This window comes from Nonomuraea sp. NPDC048901 (assembly GCF_040649695.1).
In the GTDB taxonomy this organism is placed as follows: Bacteria; Actinomycetota; Actinomycetes; order Streptosporangiales; family Streptosporangiaceae; genus Nonomuraea.
Map to the genome: position 1 here is coordinate 1 of NZ_JBEZFW010000015.1, position 21,895 is coordinate 21,895.

Consider the following 21,895-nt stretch of genomic DNA (forward strand, 5'->3'; position numbering starts at 1 on the left):
TGTACCGGTTAATGATCGAGCAGAACGTTAACCGGTACACGATTTGGTTGTCAATCGCGCCGCGACATCACCGGAGGCCTCGACGTGCCCGAGTTTGTCGTCGCTCATGGCCGACCATGGCGAAGCCAACCGTGACCTCAACCCAAGAGCCGGGCATTACCACAGGTCAGAGGCCTCCGTTGGACATTTCCGCATTGCTACCGGAACCACCTATAGCGTGGGGCCCGGGATGATGACGCGGAAGATGTTCGGGGTGCTGGGGCCGGTGGCGGCCTGGGACGAGGCCGGGGGCGCGGTCGCTTTGAAGGGGCCGCGGCACCGCGCCGTGCTGGCCCGGCTGATCGTCGCCCGCCGCCGTGTCGTCCCGGTCTCCCGGCTGGTCGAGGACCTGTGGATCGATCCCCCTCCAGACGCAGTGGGCGCCGTACGCACCTTCGTGGCCGCCCTGCGCCGCGCGCTGGAGCCCGAGCGCCCGCCCCGCGCCGCGGCCCGGCTGCTGGTCACCGAGGGGCCGGGGTACGCGCTGCGCGCGGAGCCCGACGCGGTGGACGCCTGGCGTTTCGAGCAGGCGGTGGGCGCGACGCTGCCGCCCGAGGGCGTACTCAAGCTGCTGGAGGAGGCGCTGGGTTGGTGGCGCGGGCCCGCCTACGCCGAGTTCGCGGAGGAGGACTGGGCCCTTGCGGAGCGCTCCCGCCTGGCGGAGCTGCGGCTGCGGGCGGTGGAACGCCAGGCCGAGGCGCGCCTTTCCCTGGGTTTCGCGGCCGAGGCGGTGCCGGATCTGGACGCGCACGTGGCCGAACATCCCTGGCGCGAGGACGCGTGGCGGCTGCTGGCCCTGGCGCTGTATCGCACCGGCCGCCAGGGCGACGCGCTCGCGGTGCTGCGCCGGGCGCGTACGCTCCTGGTCGAGCAGCTGGGAGTGGATCCTGGCCCCGGACTGCGCCGCCTGGAGACGGACATCCTCCACCAAGCCGGCCACCTCGACACGACCGAGACCACAGGCCGGGCGGGCGCGGAAACGACCCAGGCCACAGACCGGGAGCGGGCAGAGACGACCGAGATCACAGGCCGGGAGCGGGCAGAGACTACCGAGGCCACGGGTCGGGTGTGGGCGGCGACGGCCGCCGCCTATGACCGTACTGTGGCCTCCGGCTCGCGAGCGCGGCTGGAGTCGACGGTGGGTCTGCTGCGCAACCTCGCGGTGACCGGGGGCGGCGGCCTGGAGGAGGCCCGCCGCTACCGTGGGGCGGCCGTCGCGGCGGCGGAGGAGCTGGGCGACGCGGAGCTGACCGCACGCGTGATCGGCGCGTACGACGTACCGGCGATTTGGACCCGCTCGGACGACCCGGCACAGGCGGCGCAGATCGTGGCGGCAGCCGAACGCACCCTGACCGCTCTCCCACCCGGCACACACCAGGCGGCGCGGGCGCGGCTCCTGGCCACGATCGCCCTGGAGTCGCGCGGCACCCGCGCGGCGCGCGGACCCCAGGCCGCCCGGCAAGCGGAGGAGATCGCCCGCCAATTGGACGATCCCGGGCTGCTGGCGTTCGCCCTCAATGGGGTGTTCATGCAGACCTTCCACCGGGCGGGGCTCGCGCCGCGACGCGACGAGATCGGCGCCGAGCTGGTCGCCCTGTCCGCCCGGCATGGGCTGGTCACCTTCGAGGTGCTCGGACACCTCATCCGCCTCCAGGCCCGCAGCGCGCTCGCGGACTTCCCCGGCGCCGACGGGCACGCGACCGCCGCCGAACTGCTGGCCCGGCGGCATGAATTGCCGCTGGTGGGGGTGTTTGTCCAGTGGTACCGGGCGCTGCGGCTCGCCGGGAGCGGGCAGCCATTCGCCGCAGCTGGACCAGCATCGGTGCCGGAGGCGACCTCCGGACAAGGATCCTGGGCGGCCTCTGTGCAAGCGTCCTTGGTGGAGGCGGCTTATCGGGACGCCGCCGCGCGGCTGGACGGCGCGGGCATGCCCGGACTGCGGTCCGGCATACTGCCGCTCGCGCTGCTGTGTCTGCGCCTCCAGTACGCACGGCCCGGCGAGCATCGGCCGCCGGACCTGGTCGACGAGCACGCCGACTGGGGGCCCTACGAGCCATGGGCGCGCCCCTGGGTGTCGCTGGCCCAGGATCGCCGCCAAGCGGCCGCGGCTGCGCTGCGTCTGATCCCGGCCCCGCCCCGCGATCTGCTGTACGAGGCCCTGTGGTGCCTGACCGCGCGGGCGGCCATCGCCGTAGGTGACCGGGAGACGATGGAACGCGCCCACACCGAGCTCACTCCGGCGGCGGCGGAACTGGCCGGGGCGGGCAGCGGGCTGCTCACCCTGGGCCCGGTCGCCACACACCTCGACGACCTCGCCACCGCCCTGCGACGTCGTCCCTGACCTCGCTCCGCGCCTGATAGACGTACTCGCCGCCAACGCACCGCGCGCGATAAACGGCCTCGCCGCTATCGCGCCACACGATCGACGTCCTCACCGACCTCGCATCGGAAGGTAGACGCGCAAGCAGCCGACCACCGCCGTCGAGGTCGCGAGGCGAGTCACAGCTCGGCGAGACGGCGGCCGAGGAAGCGACGCTCGGCCTCGGTGGTGGCGAGGTCGAGTGCTCTGAGGTACGCCGCCCGCGCCGCCACGGTGTCTCCAAGACGCCGCAGGAGTTCGGCCCGGGTGGAGTGGAAGTAGCGGTAGTCGTCAAGGTGGAGCGCGTCGACGATCGCCAGCGCCGCCCGCGGCCCCTCGACCTCGGCGATCGCCACGGCCCGGTTGAGCTCGACGACCGCCGAGCCCGTCAGTTGCCGCAGGCGGTCATAGAGCGCGGCGACGGCCGGCCAGTCGATGCGTTCCTCGGTCTGCAGCTCGGCGATGGCGGCCTGCACCGTATAGGCGCCGGAAGCACCCGACTTGACGGCGCGGTCGAGCAGCGCCCGCCCTTCCTCGAGCTGGGCGGTGTTCCACAGGGTGCGATCCTGGTCGTGGAGCAGGATCATCTCGCCGTCGCGAACACGGGCCGCGCGACGCGAGTCGTGCAGCAGCATCAGGGCCAGCAGCGCCGCCGCCTCGGGCTCGTCGGGCATGAGGTCGAGGAGTGTCCGGCCCAGCCGGATCGCCTCCGCCGCGAGGTCGGCCCGGCCGTCGCCGTACCCCTGGTTGAAGACCAGGTAGAGCACCGCGAGGACCGCGCTCAGGCGGGAGGGCAGCAGGCGTTCGTGCGGAACCGCGAAGGGGATCGCGGCCGCCCGGATCTTGTTGCGCGCCCGGGAGAGCCGGCGCTTCATCGTCTCGTCGTTCACCAGGAACGCACGGGCGATCTCCGGCGTCGACAGGCCGCCGAGCGCGCGCAGTGTGAGCGCGACCTGGGCCTCGGTCGCCAGGGCGGGGTGACAGCACATGAAGAAGAGTTCGAGGCGTTCGTCGAGGATCGTCGTCTCGTCCATCGTGACCTCCTCCGGCATGGGGTGGTCCAGCAGCCGGGTCTTCTCCGCCCGGGTACGGTCGCGGCGAAGGCGGTCGATCGCCCGGTTGCGGCCGGTCACCACGAGCCAGGCCCCCGGATTGTCCGGGAGCCCGTCGCGGGCCCAGCGCTCAGCGGCGATGACGAACGCCTCCTGTGCGGCCTCCTCGGCGAGGTCGACGTCGCCGAGGAAGCTCACCAAGGCCGCGAAGACGCGTGCCCACTGGTCGCGGAAGACCTCCTCGAGCACGGCCTACCGCTCCGCCAGCGGCCGTACTTCGACCGAGCCGCCGAAGCGGGCGGCCGGGATCCGGGCGGCGAGCTCCAGCGCGGAGTCGAGATCGTCGGCCTCGACGATGTAGAAGCCGCCGAAGATCTCCTTGGTGTCGGCGAACGGCCCGTCGGTCAGCAGCGGCTCGCCGTTCTGGACGCGGACGGTGGTCGCGGTGTCGGCCGGCTGCAGCCGCTCGCCCCCGAGCATGCGCTCGTCCTTCATGAGCGTGATGTACTCGGCGCTGATGGCGGCGCGCTGGCCCTCGCTCAGGCCGTCGTACGCCCCGGGGCGTTCGTTGATCAGCAGGGCGTATCTCACCGGTGATCCCCATTCGCGGAAGTACGGTCGTAGACGAGACGGACGGCTTGGCCGACCTTTTCGGCGGACGCGAGGTCCAGACCGAGAGGCTGGTCGAACAGGCGCCGGCCCGCGCCGAGCACTATCGGGAAGACCAGCAGCCGGTATTGATCGATCAGGTCGTGGGTCCGCAGCGCATCGACGATGCTAGCGCTGCCGGCGACCACGACATCCTGGCTCTGCCGGCGCTTGGCCACCTCGTCGGCCAGGTCCCCCCGCAGCAGGGTGGAGTTGCGCCATCCCTCGACGTGGTCCAGCGAGCGTGAGGCGACGAGTTTGGGGATGGCGTTCATCTTCTGGGAGAACTCGTCCTCCCTGGGCGCCCAGATGCCCGAGAACAGCTGCCAGGTGACCCGGCCCAGCAGCATGACTCCGGTGTCCAGCACCTCCCCCAGCTCGAACTTGTCGCCGGCCACGCTTTCGGGCCCGTAGCGGAACGCCCACCCTCCCCGCGCCGAGCCGGCCGACCCGTCCGGGTCCTCCATGACTCCGTCGAGGGAGACGAACTGGATGACGATCACCTTGTTCATGGCCTTGAACCTCCTCGTAAGCGGTTTGTCGGGCATAGGACGAACAGGCGCCGCTTCAGGGGACAGGTGAAAATGTGATGCCGGTCACAGTCAAATACGCGTGGCCGGGCGGCGTCAGGTCCCTGCCGGTCCGGTGGCTCGGGGTCGGGCGGGGCCGGCGCCGAAGGCGTCCGCGCACAATTGGGCGAACCACCCCACCCCCGGCAACAGGAGCACCCAGCCGAGCAGCGCCCACCCCAGGTGGAGGTGCTGGGCCGCGTGGGCGAAGGCCGCCACTCCCTGGGCACGCAGCCCGTCTGCACGTTCGTAGGTCATCCGCCGCAAACCCCCCGGATGCCTCTCCGCAGGCAGGATCCGCAGCGAGACGGGCCGCCGCCGGACGAACCACCGGCCGACCGCGTCACACCGCTCGCAGGTCGCCGCCACGTGGAGGTCGGCGGGCGGCAGACCGGGGTAGGGGCGGGCGCGGGGCAGCCAGGCGCGTACCTGGTCTCGGTAGTCCGTCCACTCCTGGCCGTACCGCGACACGAGCTGGGTCCCCTCGTGCCAGGCGGCCAGCCCCGCGCCGTAGGCGACGCAGCTCACCGCGGCGGCGGCGAAGCGCAGGTCGAGCACCGCGAGCAGCAGGTAGGCGCCCGCCATGGAGGACTGCATGGGATTGCGCAGATAGGCGTACGGACCGCTCGTGACGAGGCGTTTGGGCGGATCGTACGGCACCGGCGTCCCTCCCCCGGCGACGGCGAACTCGCGGACGGCGGCCAGCCCGAACAGCAGCGGCACGGCCACGACCTGCGCCAGCAGCCCGATCACCCACTCGGGCTGCCGCCATACGCCGGTCAGCGCGACGGGCACGCCGAGCATGAGCCCGCCCACGAGACCCACCTGGAACGACACGCGCCAGGTGAGCCGCCGGTCCGCGGCGGTCCAGCGGGCCAGCAGCAGGCCGGGCAGCAGGCAGAACGCGATCGCGGCGGCCTCCCCGTACAGCCACCCTTTACCCAGCGCCACGACCGGCTCGGCCAGCGGCATCACCCCCAGATCCAGCCAGGCGAACCCCGCCAGAACCAGCGGCAGCGGGTATGCCCGCCCCACGCACGCGGGCAACGCGCCCCACAGCAACGCCCAGCCCAGCAGAAGGTCGACGGGGACGCCCGCCACCACGGCGCCCTCGGCGGCGAAGCGCCACCAGCCCGCGTACGCGGCGACGGTGTTCACGACCGCGAGGGTTACCAGGTTCCAGGCCGTGGCCAGGATGATCGCGGCGAGGTCCCGCTCCCCCGGCCGCCGTACGGCCGCCGCGATCCAGACGGCGGCCATCGGGACGAAGAGCGCGACGCCCCGGATGAACGTGGGATCACTCATCCGGCGAACGTCTTGACCAGGTAGCCGGCCGCCTCGGACAGCGCGTAGCTCTGCAGCGGGCCGAAGTACCAGCCCGGATCGAAGGTACGGCGGTAGGCCAAGGTCACCGTCAGACGGCCGCTTCGCCAGTCGAACGTTGCCCGGCGCAGGTCCAGCCAGCGGGCGAGCGTGGTGTCCGCCACCACGGCGAACACCACCCGCCCCGGCAGGCGCTCGCTCACCCGCAGGGTCATGGACCGGGGCTCCAAGGGCGCGCCGATGCCCAGCGAACGGCGCGGCGTGAAGATGATCTTGCGGGTGTCGCCGACGGCCAGGCCGGTGCCTTCGGCCCGTAACGGCCGGGGGAAGCCGAGCGACAGGAACCGCGACTCCACGGGCCCGAACCGGGGTTCGGCGGCCAGCGCCCGCTCGACATTCGCCGCCGCCGCCCCGGCGGTGACGCTCACCTCGTCCCGGGGCAGCGAGACCGCCGTGCCCTCCAGCGTGGCGGCGACGAGAAGCGGCGCGAGCAGGAGGTTCATCGGGCCCTTGCCCCGGTGGCGCCGGACTTCGTCGACGAGCAATGCGACGAGCAGGCCGACCAGGTAGAACAGCGGCGCGGCCATGAGCAGGCAGACGATCCCCTCCCCGAGCAGCGGACCGGCCAGCGCCAGGGCCACGGTGATGGACGCCATGACCATGCCGATGGTGCTGCGCGGCCGGGCGGTGAGGGCGACGGTGACGGCGATCACCGCCGGGATGCCGACGTAGAACAGCGCCGTCTGCTCCAGATGCCCCTCGTGTAGTCGACGCTGCGGCCGAGACGATCCGGAGCCAGGGATACGCCGGCACCAGCGCGCGAGCCATCGCCAAGGCGGCGGAGGTCAACTCGGCGCTGGTCTTCTACCACTTCGGCGGCGTCGACGCGCTGCTGCTCGCCGCGCTGGACCGCTCGTCAGAACAACGCATGGCCACCTACCGGCAGGCCGTGGAGCAGGCCAAGAACCTCGAGGAACTCGTCGAGACCGCGAGCGCCATCTACCGGGCCGACCTCGAAGGCGGCCACATCACGCTGTTCTCCGAGATGGTCGGCGCGAGCATCGCCCGGCCCGAACTCCGCGCGGAGATCACCGCGCGCTCCGAGCCCTGGATCGACTTCATCGAGCAGGCCCTCGAGCGGGTCATCGGCGGATCGCCCCTGGCCAGGCTGCTGCCACCGCGTGACCTGGCGTACGCGGCGATCACGTTCTACCTGGGCGTCAACCTCTTCACCCACCTCGACGCCGACCGCACCCGCACCGAGGCCATGTTCAACCTCGCCGAACGGGTCGCACCCCGCGCTCGGCTGCTCACCATGCGCCTGCCCGGCCGTCGTGGCAGTGACAAGCCCAAAAAATAGCTCACGTCGAGATGGGCAAGGTGAGGGTCATGGTGAGCCCTCCCCCGGGGGTCTCCTCGGGTACGAGGGTGCCGCCCATGGCCTCGGTCAACCCTCGGGAGAGCGCGAGGCCGAGGCCGACACCGGAGTGATTGTCGCGGTCGCCGAGCCGCTGGAACGGCAGGAACACCCGCTCGTGCGCCTCCGCCGGGAGGCCGGGGCCGCGGTCGACGACGCGGATCTCCACGTGCTCGCCGTACGAGCTCGCGGTGATCACCACCTGCTGATCCAATGGGCTGTGGCGGACGGCGTTGGACATGAGGTTGACCAGCACGCGTTCCAGCAGTACCGGATCGGCGACCACCTCGGGCAGGTCGATCGAGATGTCGCCGTCGACGCGGTCGTGCAGCGGCCCGAGATCGTCGACCGCGCGCGGCACGACCTCTTCGAGCGCCACCGGTTGCAGGGTGAGGCCGAGCACGCCGGCCTGCAGGCGGCTCATGTCCAGCAGGTTCACCACCAGGGCGTCGAGCTTGGCCAGCGACTCGTCGGCGGTGGCGAGCAGTTCGGCGCGGTCGGCTTCAGACCAGGCGATCTCGGTGTTGCGCAGGCTCTCGACGGCCGCCTTGGCCGAGGCGAGCGGGGTGCGCAGGTCGTGGCTGACGGCGGCGAGCAGGGCGGTACGCATCTTGTCGGCCTCGGCCAGCGGCCTGGCCCGCGCCGCCGCCTCCTCCAGCCGCTGCTGCCGCAGCGCGACGGCCGTCTCGGCGGCGAACGCCTCGACCACGCCCCGGTCGGCGGCATCGAGCAGCCGGCCGCGCATGGTCAGGACCAGGGCCTCGTCGATGACCACATCGGTGTCGGCGTCGGACGGGCTGGCGCACGGCGTTCCACCGGAGGTGGCGACGATGCGCCAGGCCGCCGGCCGGAATCGGTCGTCGGGCCCCGGCTCACGCAGCGTGTCGTCCAGACCCGGCTCACGTAGCGTGTCATCCGAACCCGGCTCGCCGACGTGCTCCAGCAGCGTGACCGACGTCAACCCGAACGTCTCACGTAGCCTGGCCAGCAGCGACGGCACGGCGGCCTCTCCCCGCAGGACGTGCCCGGCCAGCGTGGCGAGCACCTCGGCGTCCGCCCGGGCGCGGGCCGCCTCTCTGGTACGGCGGGCCGCGAGGTCCACGATCGTGCTGACCGCGACCGCCACCAGCACGAAGACGACCAGCGCGAAGAAGTTCTCCGGGTCGGCGATCGTGAACGCGCCGAGCGGCGGCGTGAAGAACCAGTTCAGCAGCAGCGATCCGCCGACGGCCGCCGTGACGGCCGGCCACATGCCGCCGACCAGCGCGACACCGACGGTCATGACCAGGAAGAACAGGATCTCGCTCGGCAGGCTCAGATCCTCACGGAACACGCTCAGGATCGCCGACAACACCGGCATCCCGGCCACCGCCATGGCCCACCCGCTCAGCCGCCGCTCGCGGGTGAGCGCGGCCCGCGAGCGGGCCGGGCGGCGGCCCTTCCTGGCCTCCTCGTGGGTGATCATGTGGACGTCGATCGAGCCGGACCGTGCCGTCGTCTCCACCCCCACGCCCCGCGACAGGATCTGCGCGAACCGGCCCCGCCGCGACGCGCCGAGCACGAGCTGGGTGGCGTTGACCCCCCGGGCGAACTCCAGCAGCGCGCCAGGGATGTCGTCGCCGACGACCTGGTGGTAGCTGCCGCCCATGCTCTCCACCAGCGACCTCTGACGGGCCAGGTGGGCCGGGTCGCCGCCGGCCAGGCCGTCGGAGCTCGTCACGTGGACGGCCAGCAGGTCGGCTCCCGTGGTGCGGGCGGCGATGCGGGCCGCCCGCCGTACCAGCGCGTCGCCTTCGGGGCCGCCCGTCAGCGCGACCACCACGCGTTCGCGCGCCTCCCAGGTGGTGGCGATGCCGTGGTCGGCGCGGTAGCGGTCGAGCTGGTCGTCCACCCTGCCCGCCACCCAGAGCAGGGCCAGCTCGCGCAGCGCGGTCAGGTTGCCCACTCTGAAGTAGTTGGACATGGCGGCGTTGACCTTCTCCGGGCCGTAGACGTTGCCGTGGGCCATGCGCCGGCGCAGCGCCTCGGGCGACATGTCGACCAGCTCGACCTGGTCGGCCCGCCGTACCACCTCGTCCGGCACGGTCTCGCGCTGCGGGACGCCGGTGATCTGCTGGACGACGTCGTTGAGCGACTCCAGGTGCTGGATGTTGACCGTGGAGATGACGTCGATGCCCGCGTCCAGGATGTCGTCGATGTCCTGCCAGCGCTTGGCGTTGCGCGAGCCGGGCACGTTGGTGTGGGCCAGCTCGTCGATCAGCGCCACCTTCGGCGCGCGGTCGATGACCGCCGCCACGTCCAGCTCGGTGAAGGTGGCGCCCCGGTAGACGAGCGTCCTGCGCGGGACCATCTCCAGGCCGTCGAGCAGGGCGGCGGTACGGGGGCGGTCGTGGGTTTCGACGAGGCCCACGACCACGTCCCTGCCGCGTTCCAGCGCCCGGCGGCCCTCGCACAGCATCGCGTACGTCTTGCCGACCCCGGGGGCCGCCCCGAGATAGACCCGCAGGTGTCCCCGGCTCATGGCCCGTCGAGCGCCAGATTGAGCTCCAGGACGTTCACCGCGGGCTCGCCTATGAAGCCGAGCGCCCGGCCGGTGGTGTGCTCCTCGATGAGCCGCTCGACCTCGGCCTGGGCCATCCCGCGCGCCCTGGCCACGCGCGGCGCCTGGAGCTGGGCGTAGGCGGGCGAGATGTGCGGATCGAGCCCGGAGCCGCTGGCCGTCACCGCGTCCGCGGGCACCCGCACCGCGCCCGCGCCACCGCGGATCGGTACGGTCCGGCCCGCCGCGTAGTCCGCACCCGGTGTCGCGCACTCCACCTTGACCCCCTGGTAAGAGGCCACGAAGGGGACAGCCGGGCAGACCTGGTTGACGCTGACGGCCCGGCCGGGGAAGACCTTCAGCACCGCGCCCACCCCGTCCGGCGTGCAGTACGGCCGGGCCCCGCTGACGCCCTCCAGCTCCCCGATCGCCTTGGAGCGGGCGCAGACCTGGGTGAGCAGCGACTGCCTGCCCTTCTCCGAGCCGCTGGGCGGGACGTCCACGACGTCCTCAGGACCCAGGTTGCTCGCGCTCGTCGAGGTCGGGTCGTAGCCGTCGCCGGCCGCCGACGGGCGGGACTGGAAGTACTTCCCGACCGGCTTGCCGTCCGGGCCGGTGAAGCTCTGGCCGATGAGCGCGCTGCCGACGATCCGGCCGTCCCGCTCGATCATCGAGCCGTTGGCCTTGCCGTTGAACAGCGTCTGGGCCACTCCGGCGGCCACCAGCGGATAGAGGACGCCGGTCACCAGGGTCAGCACGAGCAGCGCGCGCAGCGCCGCCACATGCCGTCGGATCCAGCTGGGCAGTCGTTCCATTTACGCCATCCCCGGGAGGAACTGGATGAACAGGTCGATGATCTTGATGCCGACGAACGGCGCGACGATGCCGCCCAGGCCGTACCGGTAGAGGTTGCGGGACAGCAGCTTGGCCGCGCTGGACGGCTTGTACCGCACGCCGCGCAGCGACAGCGGGATCAGCGCGATGATCACCAGGGCGTTGAAGACGACCGCCGACAGGATGGCCGACTGCGGGCTGGCCAGGCGCATGATGTTCAGCGCGTCCAGTCCCGGGTAGACCGCCGCGAACATCGCGGGGATGATCGCGAAATACTTGGCGACGTCGTTGGCGATCGAGAACGTCGTCAGCGCGCCCCGCGTGATGAGCAGCTGCTTGCCGATCTCCACGATCTCGATGAGTTTGGTGGGGTTGGAGTCGAGATCGACCATGTTGCCGGCCTCCTTGGCGGCGGACGTGCCGGTGTTCATGGCCACGCCGACGTCGGCCTGGGCGAGCGCGGGGGCGTCGTTGGTGCCGTCCCCGGTCATCGCGACCAGGCGGCCGCCCTCCTGCTCCTTCCTGATCAGCGCCAGCTTGTCCTCGGGGGTGGCCTCGGCCAGGAAGTCGTCCACCCCGGCCTCGTCGGCGATGGCCTTGGCGGTCAGCGGGTTGTCACCGGTGATCATCACGGTCCGGATGCCCATCAGCCGCATCTCGTCGAAGCGCTCCCGCATGCCCTGCTTGACCACGTCCTTGAGCCGGATCACCCCGAGCACCCGGCCCTTCTCGGCGACGACCAGCGGGGTGCCGCCGGAGCCGGAGATGCCGTCCACGATGTGGCCGATCCCCTCGGTGGGGTGGCCGCCGTGGTCGCGTACCCACTTCATCACCGCGGTCGCGGCGCCCTTGCGGACCTCGCGCCCGCCCAGGTTCACCCCGGACATGCGGGTCTGGGCGGTGAAATGCACCCATTCGGCGCCGTGGATCTCCCGCTCGCGCAGGCCGTACCGCTGCTTGGCGAACACCACGATCGAGCGGCCCTCGGGCGTCTCGTCGGCCAGGCTGGACAGCTGCGCCGCCTCGGCGAGCTCCTGTTCGGTGACGCCCGCGACCGGGACGAACTCCGACGCCTGCCGGTTGCCCAGCGTGATCGTGCCCGTCTTGTCCAGCAGCAGCGTGGAGACGTCGCCGGCGGCCTCGACCGCGCGCCCGCTCATGGCCAGGACGTTGCGCTGGACGAGGCGGTCCATCCCGGCGATGCCGATCGCCGACAGCAGCGCGCCGATCGTGGTGGGGATGAGGCAGACGATCAGCGAGACCAGCACGATCCCCGACACGCCGTCCTTGGTGAGCGCGATCGAGTCGGGCACCCCCGGGTTGATCGACATGGAGTAGATCGCCAGCGGCTGCATGGTGGCGGTGGCGACCAGGAAGATGATCGTCAGGGCGGCCAGCAGGATGTTGAGCGCGATCTCGTTCGGCGTCTTCTGCCGGTTCGCGCCCTCGACCAGGGCGATCATGCGGTCGATGAAGCTCTCGCCGGGCTTCTGGGTGATCTGGACGATGATCCGGTCCGACAGCACCCTGGTGCCGCCTGTGACCGCCGACCGGTCGCCGCCCGACTCGCGGATGACCGGCGCGGACTCGCCGGTGATGGCCGACTCGTCCACCGAGGCGATGCCCTCGACCACGTCGCCGTCGCCTGGGATGATCTCCCCGGCCTCGACGACCACGAAGTCGCCCTGCCTCAGCTCGGGCGCGCCGACCGGCTCCCATTCGGCCGACGTACGGCTCTTCAGCCGTCTGGCCCGGGTGTCGGTCTTGGCCTTGCGCAGCGTGGCGGCCTGCGCCTTGCCCCGGCCCTCGGCGACCGCCTCGGCGAGGTTCGCGAAGAGCACCGTCAGCCAGAGCCACACCACGATGGCCCAGGCGAACAGCGACGGCCGCAGGACCGCGAGAACCGTGGTGAAGGCCGCGCCGACCTCCACGATGAACATCACCGGGTTGCGCCACAGGGTGGCCGGGTTCAGCTTCTTCAGCGCGTCGGGCAGCGACCGGACCATCTGTCGCGGATCGAGCAGGCCGCCGCCGACCCGGCCGTTCTTGTGCGCCTCGGGGGTACGGCCCGGCGCGTCCAGCACTGGGGCAGGCATCTACGAGAGTCCTTCCGCGAGCGGCCCGAGCGCGAGCGCCGGGAGGAAAGTCAGGGCCACCAGGATGATCGTCACGCCGACGACCATGCCGACGAACTGCGGCCGGTCGGTGGGCAGCGTCCCCGCCGAGGCCGGCACCGGCGCCTGCCCGGCCAGCGATCCGGCCAGCGCCAGGACCAGCACGATGGGCAGGAAGCGGCCGAAGGCCATGCACAGGCCGAGCGTGGTGTTGAAGAACGGCGTGTTCACGCTGACCCCCGCGAACGCCGAGCCGTTGTTGTTCGACGCGCTGGTGTAGGCGTAGAGGATCTCCGACAGCCCGTGCGGCCCGCCGTTCAGCATCGCCGCGCGGCCGTCCTCCGTGGCCATCGCCACGGCCGTGCCCGCGAGCACCAGCACCGGGGTGACCAGGAAGTACATCGAGGCCAGCTTGATCTCCCTGGCGCCGATCTTCCTGCCCAGGTATTCGGGCGTGCGGCCGACCATCAGCCCGGCCACGAACACGGTGAGCACGGCCAGGATGAGGATTCCGTACAGGCCCGCGCCCACGCCGCCCGGCGCCACCTCGCCGAGCAGCATGTTGAAGATCAGCATGCCGCCGCCGATGGCCGTGTAGGAGTCGTGGAAGGAGTCGATCGAGCCCGTCGAGGTCAGCGTCGTGGCCGTGGCGAACACGCCGGAGTTCGACACGCCGAACCTGGCCTCCCTGCCCTCCATGGCCTGACCGATCGCCTGCGGCACCGTGCCGCTCGCCGACAGCTCGGCCACGTTGGTCACGACGAGGCTGACGATCGCGATGATCGCCATGACCGAGACGATCGTGTACCCCTGCCGGTTATTGCCGACCATGCGGCCGAAGGTGCGCGGCAGGCTGAACGCGATCACCAGGAGCAGGAAGATGGTCAGCCAGTTGGTCCAGCTCGTCGGGTTCTCGAACGGGTGGGCCGAGTTGACGTTGAAGATGCCGCCGCCGTTGGTGCCCAGGTTCTTGATGGCCTCCTGGGTGGCCGCGGCCGCCGGGGTGAACGTCTGCTCGCCGCCGGTCAGCGTGGTCCAGGTGAAGTGGCCGCCGAACGTCTGGATGGCGCCTCCGGCGACCAGCACCAGCGCCGCGGCGAACGCGATGGGCAGCAGGATGCGTACCGTGCCGCGTACCAGGTCGACCCAGAAGCTGCCCAGCGTTTCACTCTTCGCGCGGGCGAACCCGCGCACCAGCGCGACGGCCACCGCCATGCCGACCGCGGCGGACACGAAGTTCTGTACGGCCAGTCCGGCGGTCTGCACCAGGTGGCCCATGGTGGCCTCACCCGAGTACGCCTGCCAGTTGGTGTTGGTGGCGAAGCTGACGGCGGTGTTCCAGGCGAGGGCCGGTTCGACCGGCTTCATGCCCAGGCTCAGGAACAGGTGGTCCTGCAGGCGCTGCAGGCCGTACAGGAACAGGATCGAGACCACCGAGAAGGCCAGCACGGCGCGCGCGTAGATCCCCCAGCGCTGCTCGGCATCGGACTGGACACCGAGCAGCCGGTAGATCACTCGCTCGACCGCGCTGTGCCGGGTCCCGGTGTAGACCCGATACATGTAGTCGCCCAGCGGCCGGTAACAGACGGCCAGGGCGAGCACGAGGGAGGCGATGAACAGCGGAGCGGCCATCAGAATCGCTCCGGGAACAGCAGGGCCGCGACCATGAAGACCACCAGGCCGGCGACCACGACGAGACCGGCGGCGTTGACCGCGTTCACAGGCGCTCCACCGCCTTGACGACGAACCCGATGATCACGAAGACCGCGATCGACAGGGCGACGAAGATGACGTCGGCCATCCCACTCCTCAAATCCGGAACTGCTCTCGACCATCAGGACAGATGGTCACCAGGCCAGCGAATCCCGAGATTCGGGCGATTCTTCGTTTCTTGACGCCTTCCATACGCGCCGGAGCCCGGCGTTGACGAGATTCCTACGCCTGCGCCCAGTCAGGGTTGACGAGATTCCTACGCCTGCGCCCAGTCGGGTCAGTCCGGCAGTCTCATCTCCAGTCCGTAGCGCAGCCCGACCTGCGTCACGGCCTTGAGGCTCGGCAGCGGATGGTCCGCCGGTGGGGCCTGCCGGGTCGGCGCCAACTCCCCGATCTCGGTGAAGAACCCTTCGATGCCGCCGGGTGCGTAGGCCACGAGAATGCGCGCGTCCGTAAGGGGTTCGAAGCGCTCCCACGTCCTGTCGGGGATGTAGAAGAACGAACCCGGGCCGCCCTCCACCACCTCGTCGTCGATGTAGAGGCGGACCGTCCCCTCCAGGATGTAGAGCATCTCCGTTCCCGGATGCGTGTGCGGCGGGGGGCCCATTCCGGCCGGGACGGTCATCTCTATGACCGTCACGCCGCCACCCGTCTCGTCGCTCGCGGCCTTGACCTCGTAGAGACCGCCGAGCACCCAGAACGCGTCGCCTTCCCCAGGCTTGCGCGCGATCACATTGTCCGCCATGTCGTCCCCCTCCGCTCCGTAATCACCACCTGACCAGGAGTGATCCGGACAGGTCAATCGAACCCCGGACAAGAGTCTCCAGAAGCAGGTAAACAAGACCGCCAGCCCACGTCTCCTGGGGCCGTGGGGGGGGGACGGATCAGCGGGTCTCCTGTGGCCCTGGGGGGACGAATCTCTTCAGCGCCTCCTTGCCGACCCGCACCGCCGCGTTCCCGCGTTCGAGCAGGTCGTCCTGGTACTCCCCCAGCGCCGAGATCAGGTCCCGCTCGCCTCGGTGGACCTCGGCCAGCCGGGCGCTCAGCCGTACGGCGTCCTGCATGGCGGTGTTCGCGCCGTTCCCGCCGCTGGCCAGTGTCAGGTGCGCGGAGTCACCGAGCAGCGTGACCCGGCCCACCGGCCAGGGCGGCATCGGGCGGTCATAGATCTTGGACCGGCCGACGGCGCTCATGTCGGCGGAGCGCACCAGATCCCGCAGGTCGGGATGCCAGCCCTCGAGGAGCTCCAGCACCAGCTCGCGCGCGTCCTCCCCGGCGGACCCCGGATCGGTGGCCGCCGGGTGCTCCGGCGGCACCAGCAGCACCCACCGTACGTAGCTGTCCCGGTGCGGCATCTCCAGCCCGGGGACGAGCTCGGCGGCGGCCGCGGACGGCTCCCTGTCGAACTGCATCCGGCCCAGCATCAGCGTGATTCCGGGACCCTTCACCATGGTGCCGCGCCCCGGCACCAGCCGCAGGAAGCGGTCGGTGATCGTGGTGCGTCCCATCGCGCCGCACAGGTCCGCGTCGACCAGGCCGACCTCGGGCACCAGGTGGCGCCGCACCACGGAGTTGCCGCCGTCGGCGCCGACCAGCACCGCGCCCGTGGCCTCCGTACCGTCGGCGAAGCGCGCGGTCACAGTCCCGCCCGCCCTCTCCGCGACACCCGTCAGCCGCTTGCCGTGCGTGACCCGGTCGCCCAGGTCGCCGAGCAGGATCCGCCGCAATACCTGCCGGTCCACCGCCCTGCTCCCCTCCACCGGCCCCTCCAGGTCGCGGCTGAGGACCGTTAACTGCTCGTCGAACAGCAGCCCCGGCCCGGTCAGGCCCCCGCTGGTGGCCTCGACCAGCTCGTACAGCCGCTGCGGCAGGCTTGCCCGCAGCGCGGTCAGCCCCGGCTCCGCCAGCCCGATCCGGTACCCCTGGAACCGCTCGCCGCTGCCGTCATCCGCCTCGTACACGCGCACGTCGAGGCCCGCTCGGACGAGCGCGTGGGCGAGCGTCAGCCCGCCGAGCCCCGCCCCGATCACCAGCACGCGTCCCACGCCTTGCTCGGTCATGACACCCTCCGCCTCCGACGCCGTTCCGACGTGAACGACGTTCACGTGTACATTGTTCACGTACGGAGAGCCGCATTGTCAACCACGTCTTGGAGGATTCGATGAGTGAGCGACGCGCCCAGGTGCTTCAGGCGGCGATCGAGCTGCTCGACGAGGTCGGCCTGGACGGTCTCACCATGCGGCTCCTGGCGAGCCGGCTCGGCGTGCGGGCAGGCGCGCTGTACCGGCATTACCCGAGTAAGCAGGCCCTGCTGGACGCCATGGTCGCGCACCTGGTCGTCCCGCCGGGCGAGGCCGTGCCGCCGCTCGACGGCCCCTGGGACGAGCGGCTGCGCCTCCTCGCGAACGGTACGCGGGAGCTCATGCTGGCCCACCGCGACGGGGCGCGCCTCATGTCCACCTTCCAGAACCCGGGCAGCGAGGCCGTCGCCTTCTACCACGACCTCATCGCCACCCTGACCGCCGCGGGCGTCCCCGCCGACACGGCCGCCGCGGCCGTGGACACCGTCATGGCCTACGTCAACGGCTACACGACCGAGGAACAGGCCCGCTCGATCGCCACCCAGCCCAGAGACTTCCGCGACCGCACCTTCCGCGCCGGCCTCGAACTGATCATCGCCGGAACCAAGGCATCCCTGCCCTGAGCTGCCCCTGGAGCCGCCTGGAGCCGTCCTGGAGCTGCGACGACACGATCGCTCGACACCGGGGAAAAAATCTCGCTCCGCCGTGTCGAATCGCCGTCGACGTGTTCGACGCGTTAGTGACAGGACAGCCCGGGACTCACCGTTCCGGACTCCCGTACTCGGAGGAGCGCATCATGCAGAAGATCACCACGTTCCTGTGGTTCGACAACCAGGCCGAAGAGGCGGCGGCTTTCTACACCTCGCTGTTCGAGGACTCGCGGATCCTGGAGGTCCAGCGCTACGGCGACGCCGGCCCGGGTCCGGCGGGGACGGCCATGACGGTGTCGTTCGAGCTGGCGGGCCAGCGGTTCGTCGCGCTGAACGGCGGCCCGGAGTTCACCTTCACCGAGGCGATCTCGCTGTACGTCGACTGCGCCTCGCAGGAGGAGGTCGACGAGCTGTGGGCCAAGCTCACCGAGGGTGGCGAGGAATCGCAGTGCGGCTGGCTGAAGGACCGGTGGGGCCTGTCCTGGCAGATCGTCCCCAAGGTACTGCCCGAGCTGCTGAGCAACCCCGACCCGGCCAAGGCGCAGCGGGTCATGAAGGCGATGCTGGGCATGCGGAAGATCGACATCAACGCTCTGGAAGAGGCCGCCCGCCTCTGAGCGGCTGTCCGATGACGGCGCCGCGGTCCTGAACGATCAACCTGCTGGGAGTGGCCAGTCGATCAGGGCGTGCAGGGCCGCGGGAGCGCCGGTGCACAGTGCCCAATAGCGGTCGCCGTACGACCAGTGCCACCACTCCGTCGGGTAGTTCACGAAGCCGGCTTCGCTCAGGACGCCACCGAGGATGCCACGGTTCGAGCGAGCCCGAGCGGAAATGTTGTGCGCTGCCGTGTAGCAGCCGTCATTGCTCTCCTCGGGGCTCGCGTTCACCTCTGTCCCCATGTCCAGCTCCTTGCCGGATTCGGTGCACAGGGTGAGGTCGACGGCCGCGCCGCAGACATGCGGGCCGATGTGGGGCGGGGCCAGGGAACGGCTGGCCTGCACGTAGATGTGTTCCTCAGGCCAGTCCGGGTTGGCCTCGGCGAGCTTGGCCGCGTACGACGAGAAATACCGCTCCTGCAGCGCGGGCGGCCGGTACGCCTCCACGATGAGCAGCCGCAGACCGTCGGGAAGGCCCGCCTGAGCACGCAGGAGGCGTTCGACATGCCCCCGGCGGACGTGGGCGTACGCGCCGTCGGGGTCGGCCTGCCGCTCGTCCACCAGCAGGCCGGGTACGGTTCGCAGGTCCACCAGCGGCTCGCCGCGATCCTCCACCCGGATCTCGGCGACCCGTGAATCCGACATGAGCACGATGTCCGGCACGACGTTCTCCTTAGGGAAGGGGGCAGGTCAAGGAGAATGTTCGGTGGCGGCGCTACAAATCCTCTCCAGGAACGCACTAAGGCGGTCACTCGCCCTGTTCGCGGGTGCCGAACTCGGCGAAGACGGCGACGGCCGCGGCCCGCATGGACGCCGCCGCCGGCCCGTCTCCGGTCGCCTCGCGTACGGCGGCCAGGTCCCTCAAGGTGCGCGCCCGGAACAACGGCAGGTCCAGCTGCTCCCACAGCGCGATGGACCGGCCGAGATGCTCCTCGGCCAGGTCGTACCGGCCACGGGCCAGGTGCAGTTCGCCGATGGTCCGCTCGACGAGCGCCGTGCCGAACCTGTCGCCGTGTCGCCCGCATATCCGCAGCGCGTCGAGGAGTTCGGGCAGGATCGCGGCGTCGTCGACACCGAGCCGGATCCGGGTCTTGGCCAGGGCCTGCACGGCGTACGCGGCCATGAGCGGGTCGCCGGCCTCGCGCAGCAGGACGACCGCCCGCGCGCACAATGCCTCCGCGCGGTCCAGCTCGCCGACGGCCCGATGCAGCAGCCCGATGGTCCGCAGCGTGATGCCCTCGCCACGCCTGCTGCCCAACCGGCGGAAGGCGGCCAGGGCGTCGTCGAGCATCACACGTGCCGCTTCGAACTCGCCCTGTTCGAGCAGCACCGACCCGGCCAGCCGGCTGACGTCGCCCACTCCGGCGTCATCGCCGAGCGAGCGGAATGCCTCACCCGCCTGCCGCAGGTGGACCAGCGCCTCGACCAGGTCGCCCTGCTCCCGGCAGGCGGTACCGATGCCGGCCACGGCCACCGCCTGCCCGCGCGTGTCACCGCCCGCGCGCAGCAGCGGAAGCGCCTGGTGGAAGAAGGCCCGCGCCTCGCGGTAGCGGTCCTGGCGGTAGCGGAGCTGGCCGAGTCCCACCAGCAGCGTGGCCTCCGCCAGCGGGTCACCGGCGCGCCGGGCCGCCGCCAGCGCCGACTCATGGGTACGCCGCCACTCCTCGAAGCGGGTGTCCAAGGAGAACGACGAGGAGCACAGGGCGGCGGCCACCTCGCAGGCCACCTCGTGCAGACCCATGGCGGCCGCCCGTTCGACGGCGACGACCAGGGCGGGACTCTCCGCGTTGAACCACGTCAGGAAGTCTCCGGCCGCCCCGTCGGTGACCTCCGGGCCGAGCGGCCTGGCCATGGCATAGTCGCGCCGCAGGGCCAGCGCGCCCGGCGGCCGCGCGGCGGCGGCGCTGGTGAGCAGCCACAGCCATCCGCCCAGGGCACGGGTCACCGCCGCCGCGCGCTCCTCGGGCGGCTCCTGCGCCTCGGCCCGCTCGGCCGCGTACACGCGCAGCAGGTCGTGCAGCCGGTAGCGGCTCTGTCCGGCCGCGTCCACGGCGATGTGGTCGAGGAGTTGCGCGTCCAGCAGGCGCTCGAGAACCTCCTCGCCCTCGGGATCCGGTACGTCCAGGAGCGCCCCCATCACCCAGGAGGCGAAATCGGGCACTCCCAGCAGCCCGAGCAGCCGGAACGCCCGCTTCGCCGCGTCGTCGAGCCCGCGGTAGCTCAGCCCGACGCTCGCCCGTACCTCCAGGTCGCCCGCGGTGAGCTCGTCCAGGCGGCGTCGCTCGTCGGCCAGGCGCGTGGCCAGAGTCGTGAGCGGCCAGTGCGGGCGGGCCGCCAGCCGCGCGCCCGCCGTGCGCAGCGCGAGCGGCAGGTGGCCGCAGAGCCGCACGATACGCTCACTCGCCTCGTTCTCCGCATGTACCCGCTCCGTACCGGCGATACGGGCGAGCAGGTCCACGCCCGCCTCGGTGTCGAAGACGTCGAGGTCGCTCACCTTCACCCCGTCCAGGCCCGCGAGCCTGCGCCGGGCGGTGATCAGTACGGCGCAGGTGGGGCTGCCCGGCAGCAGGGGGCGTACCTGCTGCTCGGTGCCCGCGTCGTCGAGCACCACGAGCAGCCGGCGGCCGGACAGGGCGCTGCGGTAGGCGTCTACGCACTCGGGCACGCTCGCCGGGACGGCCGTCGGCGGCACGCCGAGCGCCCGCAGGAAGCGCCCGAGCACCTCCAGCGCGGGTGCGGGCGAGCCGGTGACGCCGCGCAGGTCGGCGTAGAGCTGCCCGTCGGGGTAGGCCGAGGTCACCTGGTGGGCGACCTTCACCGCGAGCGCCGACTTGCCCACCCCGCCCTTGCCGGAGATGACGCACACCGTCAGCGTGTCGCTGGGGGTGGTGAGCAGCGCGGCCAATTCGCCGAGCTCCTTGTCCCGGCCGGTGAAGTCGGCGATGCCGCGAGGCAGATGCGCGGGGACCGCCTCGGGCTGCGGGGGCGGTGCCGAGGCCAAGGACGGATCCGCGCGTAGCACGGCCTCGTACAACTCCTGCAGCTCCGGTCCGGGATCGACGCCCAGTTCGTCGGCGAGCGCCTGCCGGGCCTCGTGATAGGCGGCCATCGCGTCGGTCTGGCGGCCCAGCCGGTAGAGGGCCTTCATGAGCTGGGCGCGCGGGCGTTCGCGGGCGGGGTGGGCCCGGACCAGTTCGGTCAGCTCGCCGGCCACCTCCGCGTGCCTGCCCAGCGTCAGCTCGACGTCGAGGCGCTCCTCCAGGACGAGCAGTCTGGTCTCCTCCAGCCGCGCCGCCTCGCCGCGCAGCGCGTGGCCGATCCCGCCGAGCGCCGTCCCCCGCCACAGCGCCAGCGCCGCGCGCAGGCACTCGGCCGCGCGCTCGTGACCGCCGTCCGCCGCGTACCGGCGGCCGTCGGCGACCAGCTGCTCGAACGCCTCCACGTCGAGCTGGCCGGGCCGGAGCAGCGCGGCGTAGCCGGGCGGCCGGGTCTCGATCACCGGCTCGCCGCCGCCCTCGGCCAGCGTGCGGCGCAGTCCGTAGACGTAGGTCTGGACGAGCGCGTGGGCGCTCCTCGGCGGCTCCTCGCCCCACAGCACGTCCACCAGCCGGTCGCTGGAGACCACCTTCCCGGCGGCCAGCAGCAGAACGGTCAGGAGCGCACGAGGTTTCGGGCCGCCCAGCGGCAGGCACCGCCCGCCGTCCCAGGCTTCGACGGGACCGAGCAGACGAAACTCCATCAATCCCCCTCGGGCCCCCGGGACTTGACCTTGTACCGCAGTGATAGCACCGCGCCCACTCCAACGGAACCCGCGCCGCTACAGAAGTCGCTGGAGCCCGTTTGCAGAGAACTTGGAGCCGCCCATTTCAGCCTTTGTCACGAAGGCGCACCACCACTGCTC

The 21,895-nt window shown here is 71.5% G+C and carries 17 protein-coding genes and 1 pseudogene; 4 read left to right on the forward strand and 14 right to left on the reverse strand.

The features are described from left to right. Positions 1–232 precede the first annotated feature (232 nt). Positions 233–2,380, forward strand: coding sequence for a BTAD domain-containing putative transcriptional regulator (locus AB0C30_RS40215; protein WP_357954417.1), 2,148 nt, complete (start codon positions 233–235; stop codon positions 2,378–2,380). A gap of 158 nt (positions 2,381–2,538) precedes the next feature. Here the strand turns inward: AB0C30_RS40215 and AB0C30_RS40220 are convergent, their stop codons facing one another. From AB0C30_RS40220 to AB0C30_RS40240, 5 genes are all read right to left on the reverse strand, one after another. Further along, complete coding sequence (locus tag AB0C30_RS40220) at positions 2,539–3,699, reverse strand: sigma-70 family RNA polymerase sigma factor (protein ID WP_357953954.1); 1,161 nt, start codon at positions 3,697–3,699, stop codon at positions 2,539–2,541. Positions 3,700–3,702: 3 nt separating this feature from the next. Next, entirely contained in the window at positions 3,703–4,041 is a 339-nt protein-coding gene (locus AB0C30_RS40225; protein WP_357953957.1) for a YciI family protein, read from the reverse strand. Further along, the gene (locus AB0C30_RS40230) at positions 4,038–4,610 is read right to left on the reverse strand and encodes a dihydrofolate reductase family protein (RefSeq protein WP_357953959.1); all 573 of its coding nucleotides are present in this window, start codon (positions 4,608–4,610) and stop codon (positions 4,038–4,040) included. Before AB0C30_RS40230 ends, AB0C30_RS40225 begins: the two co-directional genes overlap by 4 nt. 114 nt (positions 4,611–4,724) lie before the next feature. Further along, positions 4,725–5,972, reverse strand: coding sequence for an isoprenylcysteine carboxylmethyltransferase family protein (locus tag AB0C30_RS40235; protein WP_357953961.1), 1,248 nt, complete (start codon positions 5,970–5,972; stop codon positions 4,725–4,727). After that, on the reverse strand, positions 5,969–6,703 hold the full coding sequence (locus tag AB0C30_RS40240) for a hypothetical protein (RefSeq protein WP_357953963.1): 735 nt from the start codon (positions 6,701–6,703) through the stop codon (positions 5,969–5,971). The genes AB0C30_RS40235 and AB0C30_RS40240 overlap by 4 nt, the downstream gene beginning before the upstream one ends. A 47-nt stretch (positions 6,704–6,750) precedes the next feature. On the opposite strand from AB0C30_RS40240, the pseudogene AB0C30_RS40245 reads away from it, so the two are divergent. Beyond that, positions 6,751–7,350, forward strand: a pseudogene (locus AB0C30_RS40245) (TetR family transcriptional regulator); the annotation flags it as partial. 1 nt (position 7,351) lies between these two features. On the opposite strand, the gene AB0C30_RS40250 reads toward AB0C30_RS40245, so the two are convergent. From AB0C30_RS40250 to AB0C30_RS40280, 7 genes are all read right to left on the reverse strand, one after another. Next, positions 7,352–9,928: a DUF4118 domain-containing protein gene (locus AB0C30_RS40250; RefSeq protein ID WP_357953965.1), complete on the reverse strand. Its 2,577-nt coding sequence runs from the start codon at positions 9,926–9,928 to the stop codon at positions 7,352–7,354. Continuing rightward, positions 9,925–10,761: a potassium-transporting ATPase subunit C gene (locus AB0C30_RS40255; RefSeq protein WP_357953968.1), complete on the reverse strand. Its 837-nt coding sequence runs from the start codon at positions 10,759–10,761 to the stop codon at positions 9,925–9,927. Before AB0C30_RS40255 ends, AB0C30_RS40250 begins: the two co-directional genes overlap by 4 nt. Then, positions 10,762–12,786, reverse strand: coding sequence for a potassium-transporting ATPase subunit KdpB (kdpB, locus tag AB0C30_RS40260; protein WP_357954419.1), 2,025 nt, complete (start codon positions 12,784–12,786; stop codon positions 10,762–10,764). Between the two features lie 90 nt (positions 12,787–12,876). Next, positions 12,877–14,526, reverse strand: a complete 1,650-nt coding sequence (gene kdpA, locus AB0C30_RS40265) for a potassium-transporting ATPase subunit KdpA (RefSeq protein ID WP_357953970.1) — start codon at positions 14,524–14,526, stop codon at positions 12,877–12,879. After that, positions 14,526–14,615: a K(+)-transporting ATPase subunit F gene (gene kdpF, locus AB0C30_RS40270; RefSeq protein ID WP_357953972.1), complete on the reverse strand. Its 90-nt coding sequence runs from the start codon at positions 14,613–14,615 to the stop codon at positions 14,526–14,528. The genes kdpA and kdpF overlap by 1 nt, the downstream gene beginning before the upstream one ends. A gap of 269 nt (positions 14,616–14,884) precedes the next feature. Further along, positions 14,885–15,352 (reverse strand): cupin domain-containing protein, encoded by a 468-nt coding sequence (locus AB0C30_RS40275; protein ID WP_357953974.1) that lies wholly within the window; start codon positions 15,350–15,352, stop codon positions 14,885–14,887. A 139-nt stretch (positions 15,353–15,491) separates the two neighbouring features. Continuing rightward, positions 15,492–16,667: an NAD(P)/FAD-dependent oxidoreductase gene (locus tag AB0C30_RS40280; RefSeq protein ID WP_357953976.1), complete on the reverse strand. Its 1,176-nt coding sequence runs from the start codon at positions 16,665–16,667 to the stop codon at positions 15,492–15,494. A gap of 101 nt (positions 16,668–16,768) precedes the next feature. On the opposite strand from AB0C30_RS40280, the gene AB0C30_RS40285 reads away from it, so the two are divergent. Then, the gene (locus AB0C30_RS40285; RefSeq protein WP_357953978.1) at positions 16,769–17,311 is read left to right on the forward strand and encodes a TetR/AcrR family transcriptional regulator C-terminal domain-containing protein; all 543 of its coding nucleotides are present in this window, start codon (positions 16,769–16,771) and stop codon (positions 17,309–17,311) included. Between the two features lie 173 nt (positions 17,312–17,484). Further along, positions 17,485–17,955, forward strand: coding sequence for a VOC family protein (locus AB0C30_RS40290; protein ID WP_357953980.1), 471 nt, complete (start codon positions 17,485–17,487; stop codon positions 17,953–17,955). Positions 17,956–17,991: 36 nt separating this feature from the next. On the opposite strand, the gene AB0C30_RS40295 is transcribed toward AB0C30_RS40290, so the two are convergent. After that, complete coding sequence (locus tag AB0C30_RS40295; protein ID WP_357953982.1) at positions 17,992–18,657, reverse strand: M15 family metallopeptidase; 666 nt, start codon at positions 18,655–18,657, stop codon at positions 17,992–17,994. Between the two features lie 85 nt (positions 18,658–18,742). Next, a complete protein-coding gene (locus AB0C30_RS40300; RefSeq protein WP_357953984.1) occupies positions 18,743–21,733 on the reverse strand; it encodes a BTAD domain-containing putative transcriptional regulator in 2,991 nt (996 codons plus the stop codon). Positions 21,734–21,895 lie beyond the last annotated feature (162 nt).

What these genes read in the sequence shown, in the direction of transcription:
- AB0C30_RS40255 (WP_357953968.1), bottom strand. Translation starts at nt 10,761, where the DNA reads ATGGAACGACTGCCCAGCTGGATCCGACGGCATGTGGCGGCGCTGCGC.
- AB0C30_RS40215 (WP_357954417.1), top strand. Translation starts at nt 233, where the DNA reads ATGACGCGGAAGATGTTCGGGGTGCTGGGGCCGGTGGCGGCCTGGGAC.
- kdpA (WP_357953970.1), bottom strand. Translation starts at nt 14,526, where the DNA reads ATGGCCGCTCCGCTGTTCATCGCCTCCCTCGTGCTCGCCCTGGCCGTC.
- AB0C30_RS40290 (WP_357953980.1), top strand. Translation starts at nt 17,485, where the DNA reads ATGCAGAAGATCACCACGTTCCTGTGGTTCGACAACCAGGCCGAAGAG.
- AB0C30_RS40230 (WP_357953959.1), bottom strand. Translation starts at nt 4,610, where the DNA reads ATGAACAAGGTGATCGTCATCCAGTTCGTCTCCCTCGACGGAGTCATG.
- AB0C30_RS40275 (WP_357953974.1), bottom strand. Translation starts at nt 15,352, where the DNA reads ATGGCGGACAATGTGATCGCGCGCAAGCCTGGGGAAGGCGACGCGTTC.
- AB0C30_RS40280 (WP_357953976.1), bottom strand. Translation starts at nt 16,667, where the DNA reads ATGACCGAGCAAGGCGTGGGACGCGTGCTGGTGATCGGGGCGGGGCTC.
- AB0C30_RS40250 (WP_357953965.1), bottom strand. Translation starts at nt 9,928, where the DNA reads ATGAGCCGGGGACACCTGCGGGTCTATCTCGGGGCGGCCCCCGGGGTC.
- AB0C30_RS40235 (WP_357953961.1), bottom strand. Translation starts at nt 5,972, where the DNA reads ATGAGTGATCCCACGTTCATCCGGGGCGTCGCGCTCTTCGTCCCGATG.
- kdpB (WP_357954419.1), bottom strand. Translation starts at nt 12,786, where the DNA reads ATGGTCCGGTCGCTGCCCGACGCGCTGAAGAAGCTGAACCCGGCCACC.
- AB0C30_RS40300 (WP_357953984.1), bottom strand. Translation starts at nt 21,733, where the DNA reads ATGGAGTTTCGTCTGCTCGGTCCCGTCGAAGCCTGGGACGGCGGGCGG.
- AB0C30_RS40285 (WP_357953978.1), top strand. Translation starts at nt 16,769, where the DNA reads ATGAGTGAGCGACGCGCCCAGGTGCTTCAGGCGGCGATCGAGCTGCTC.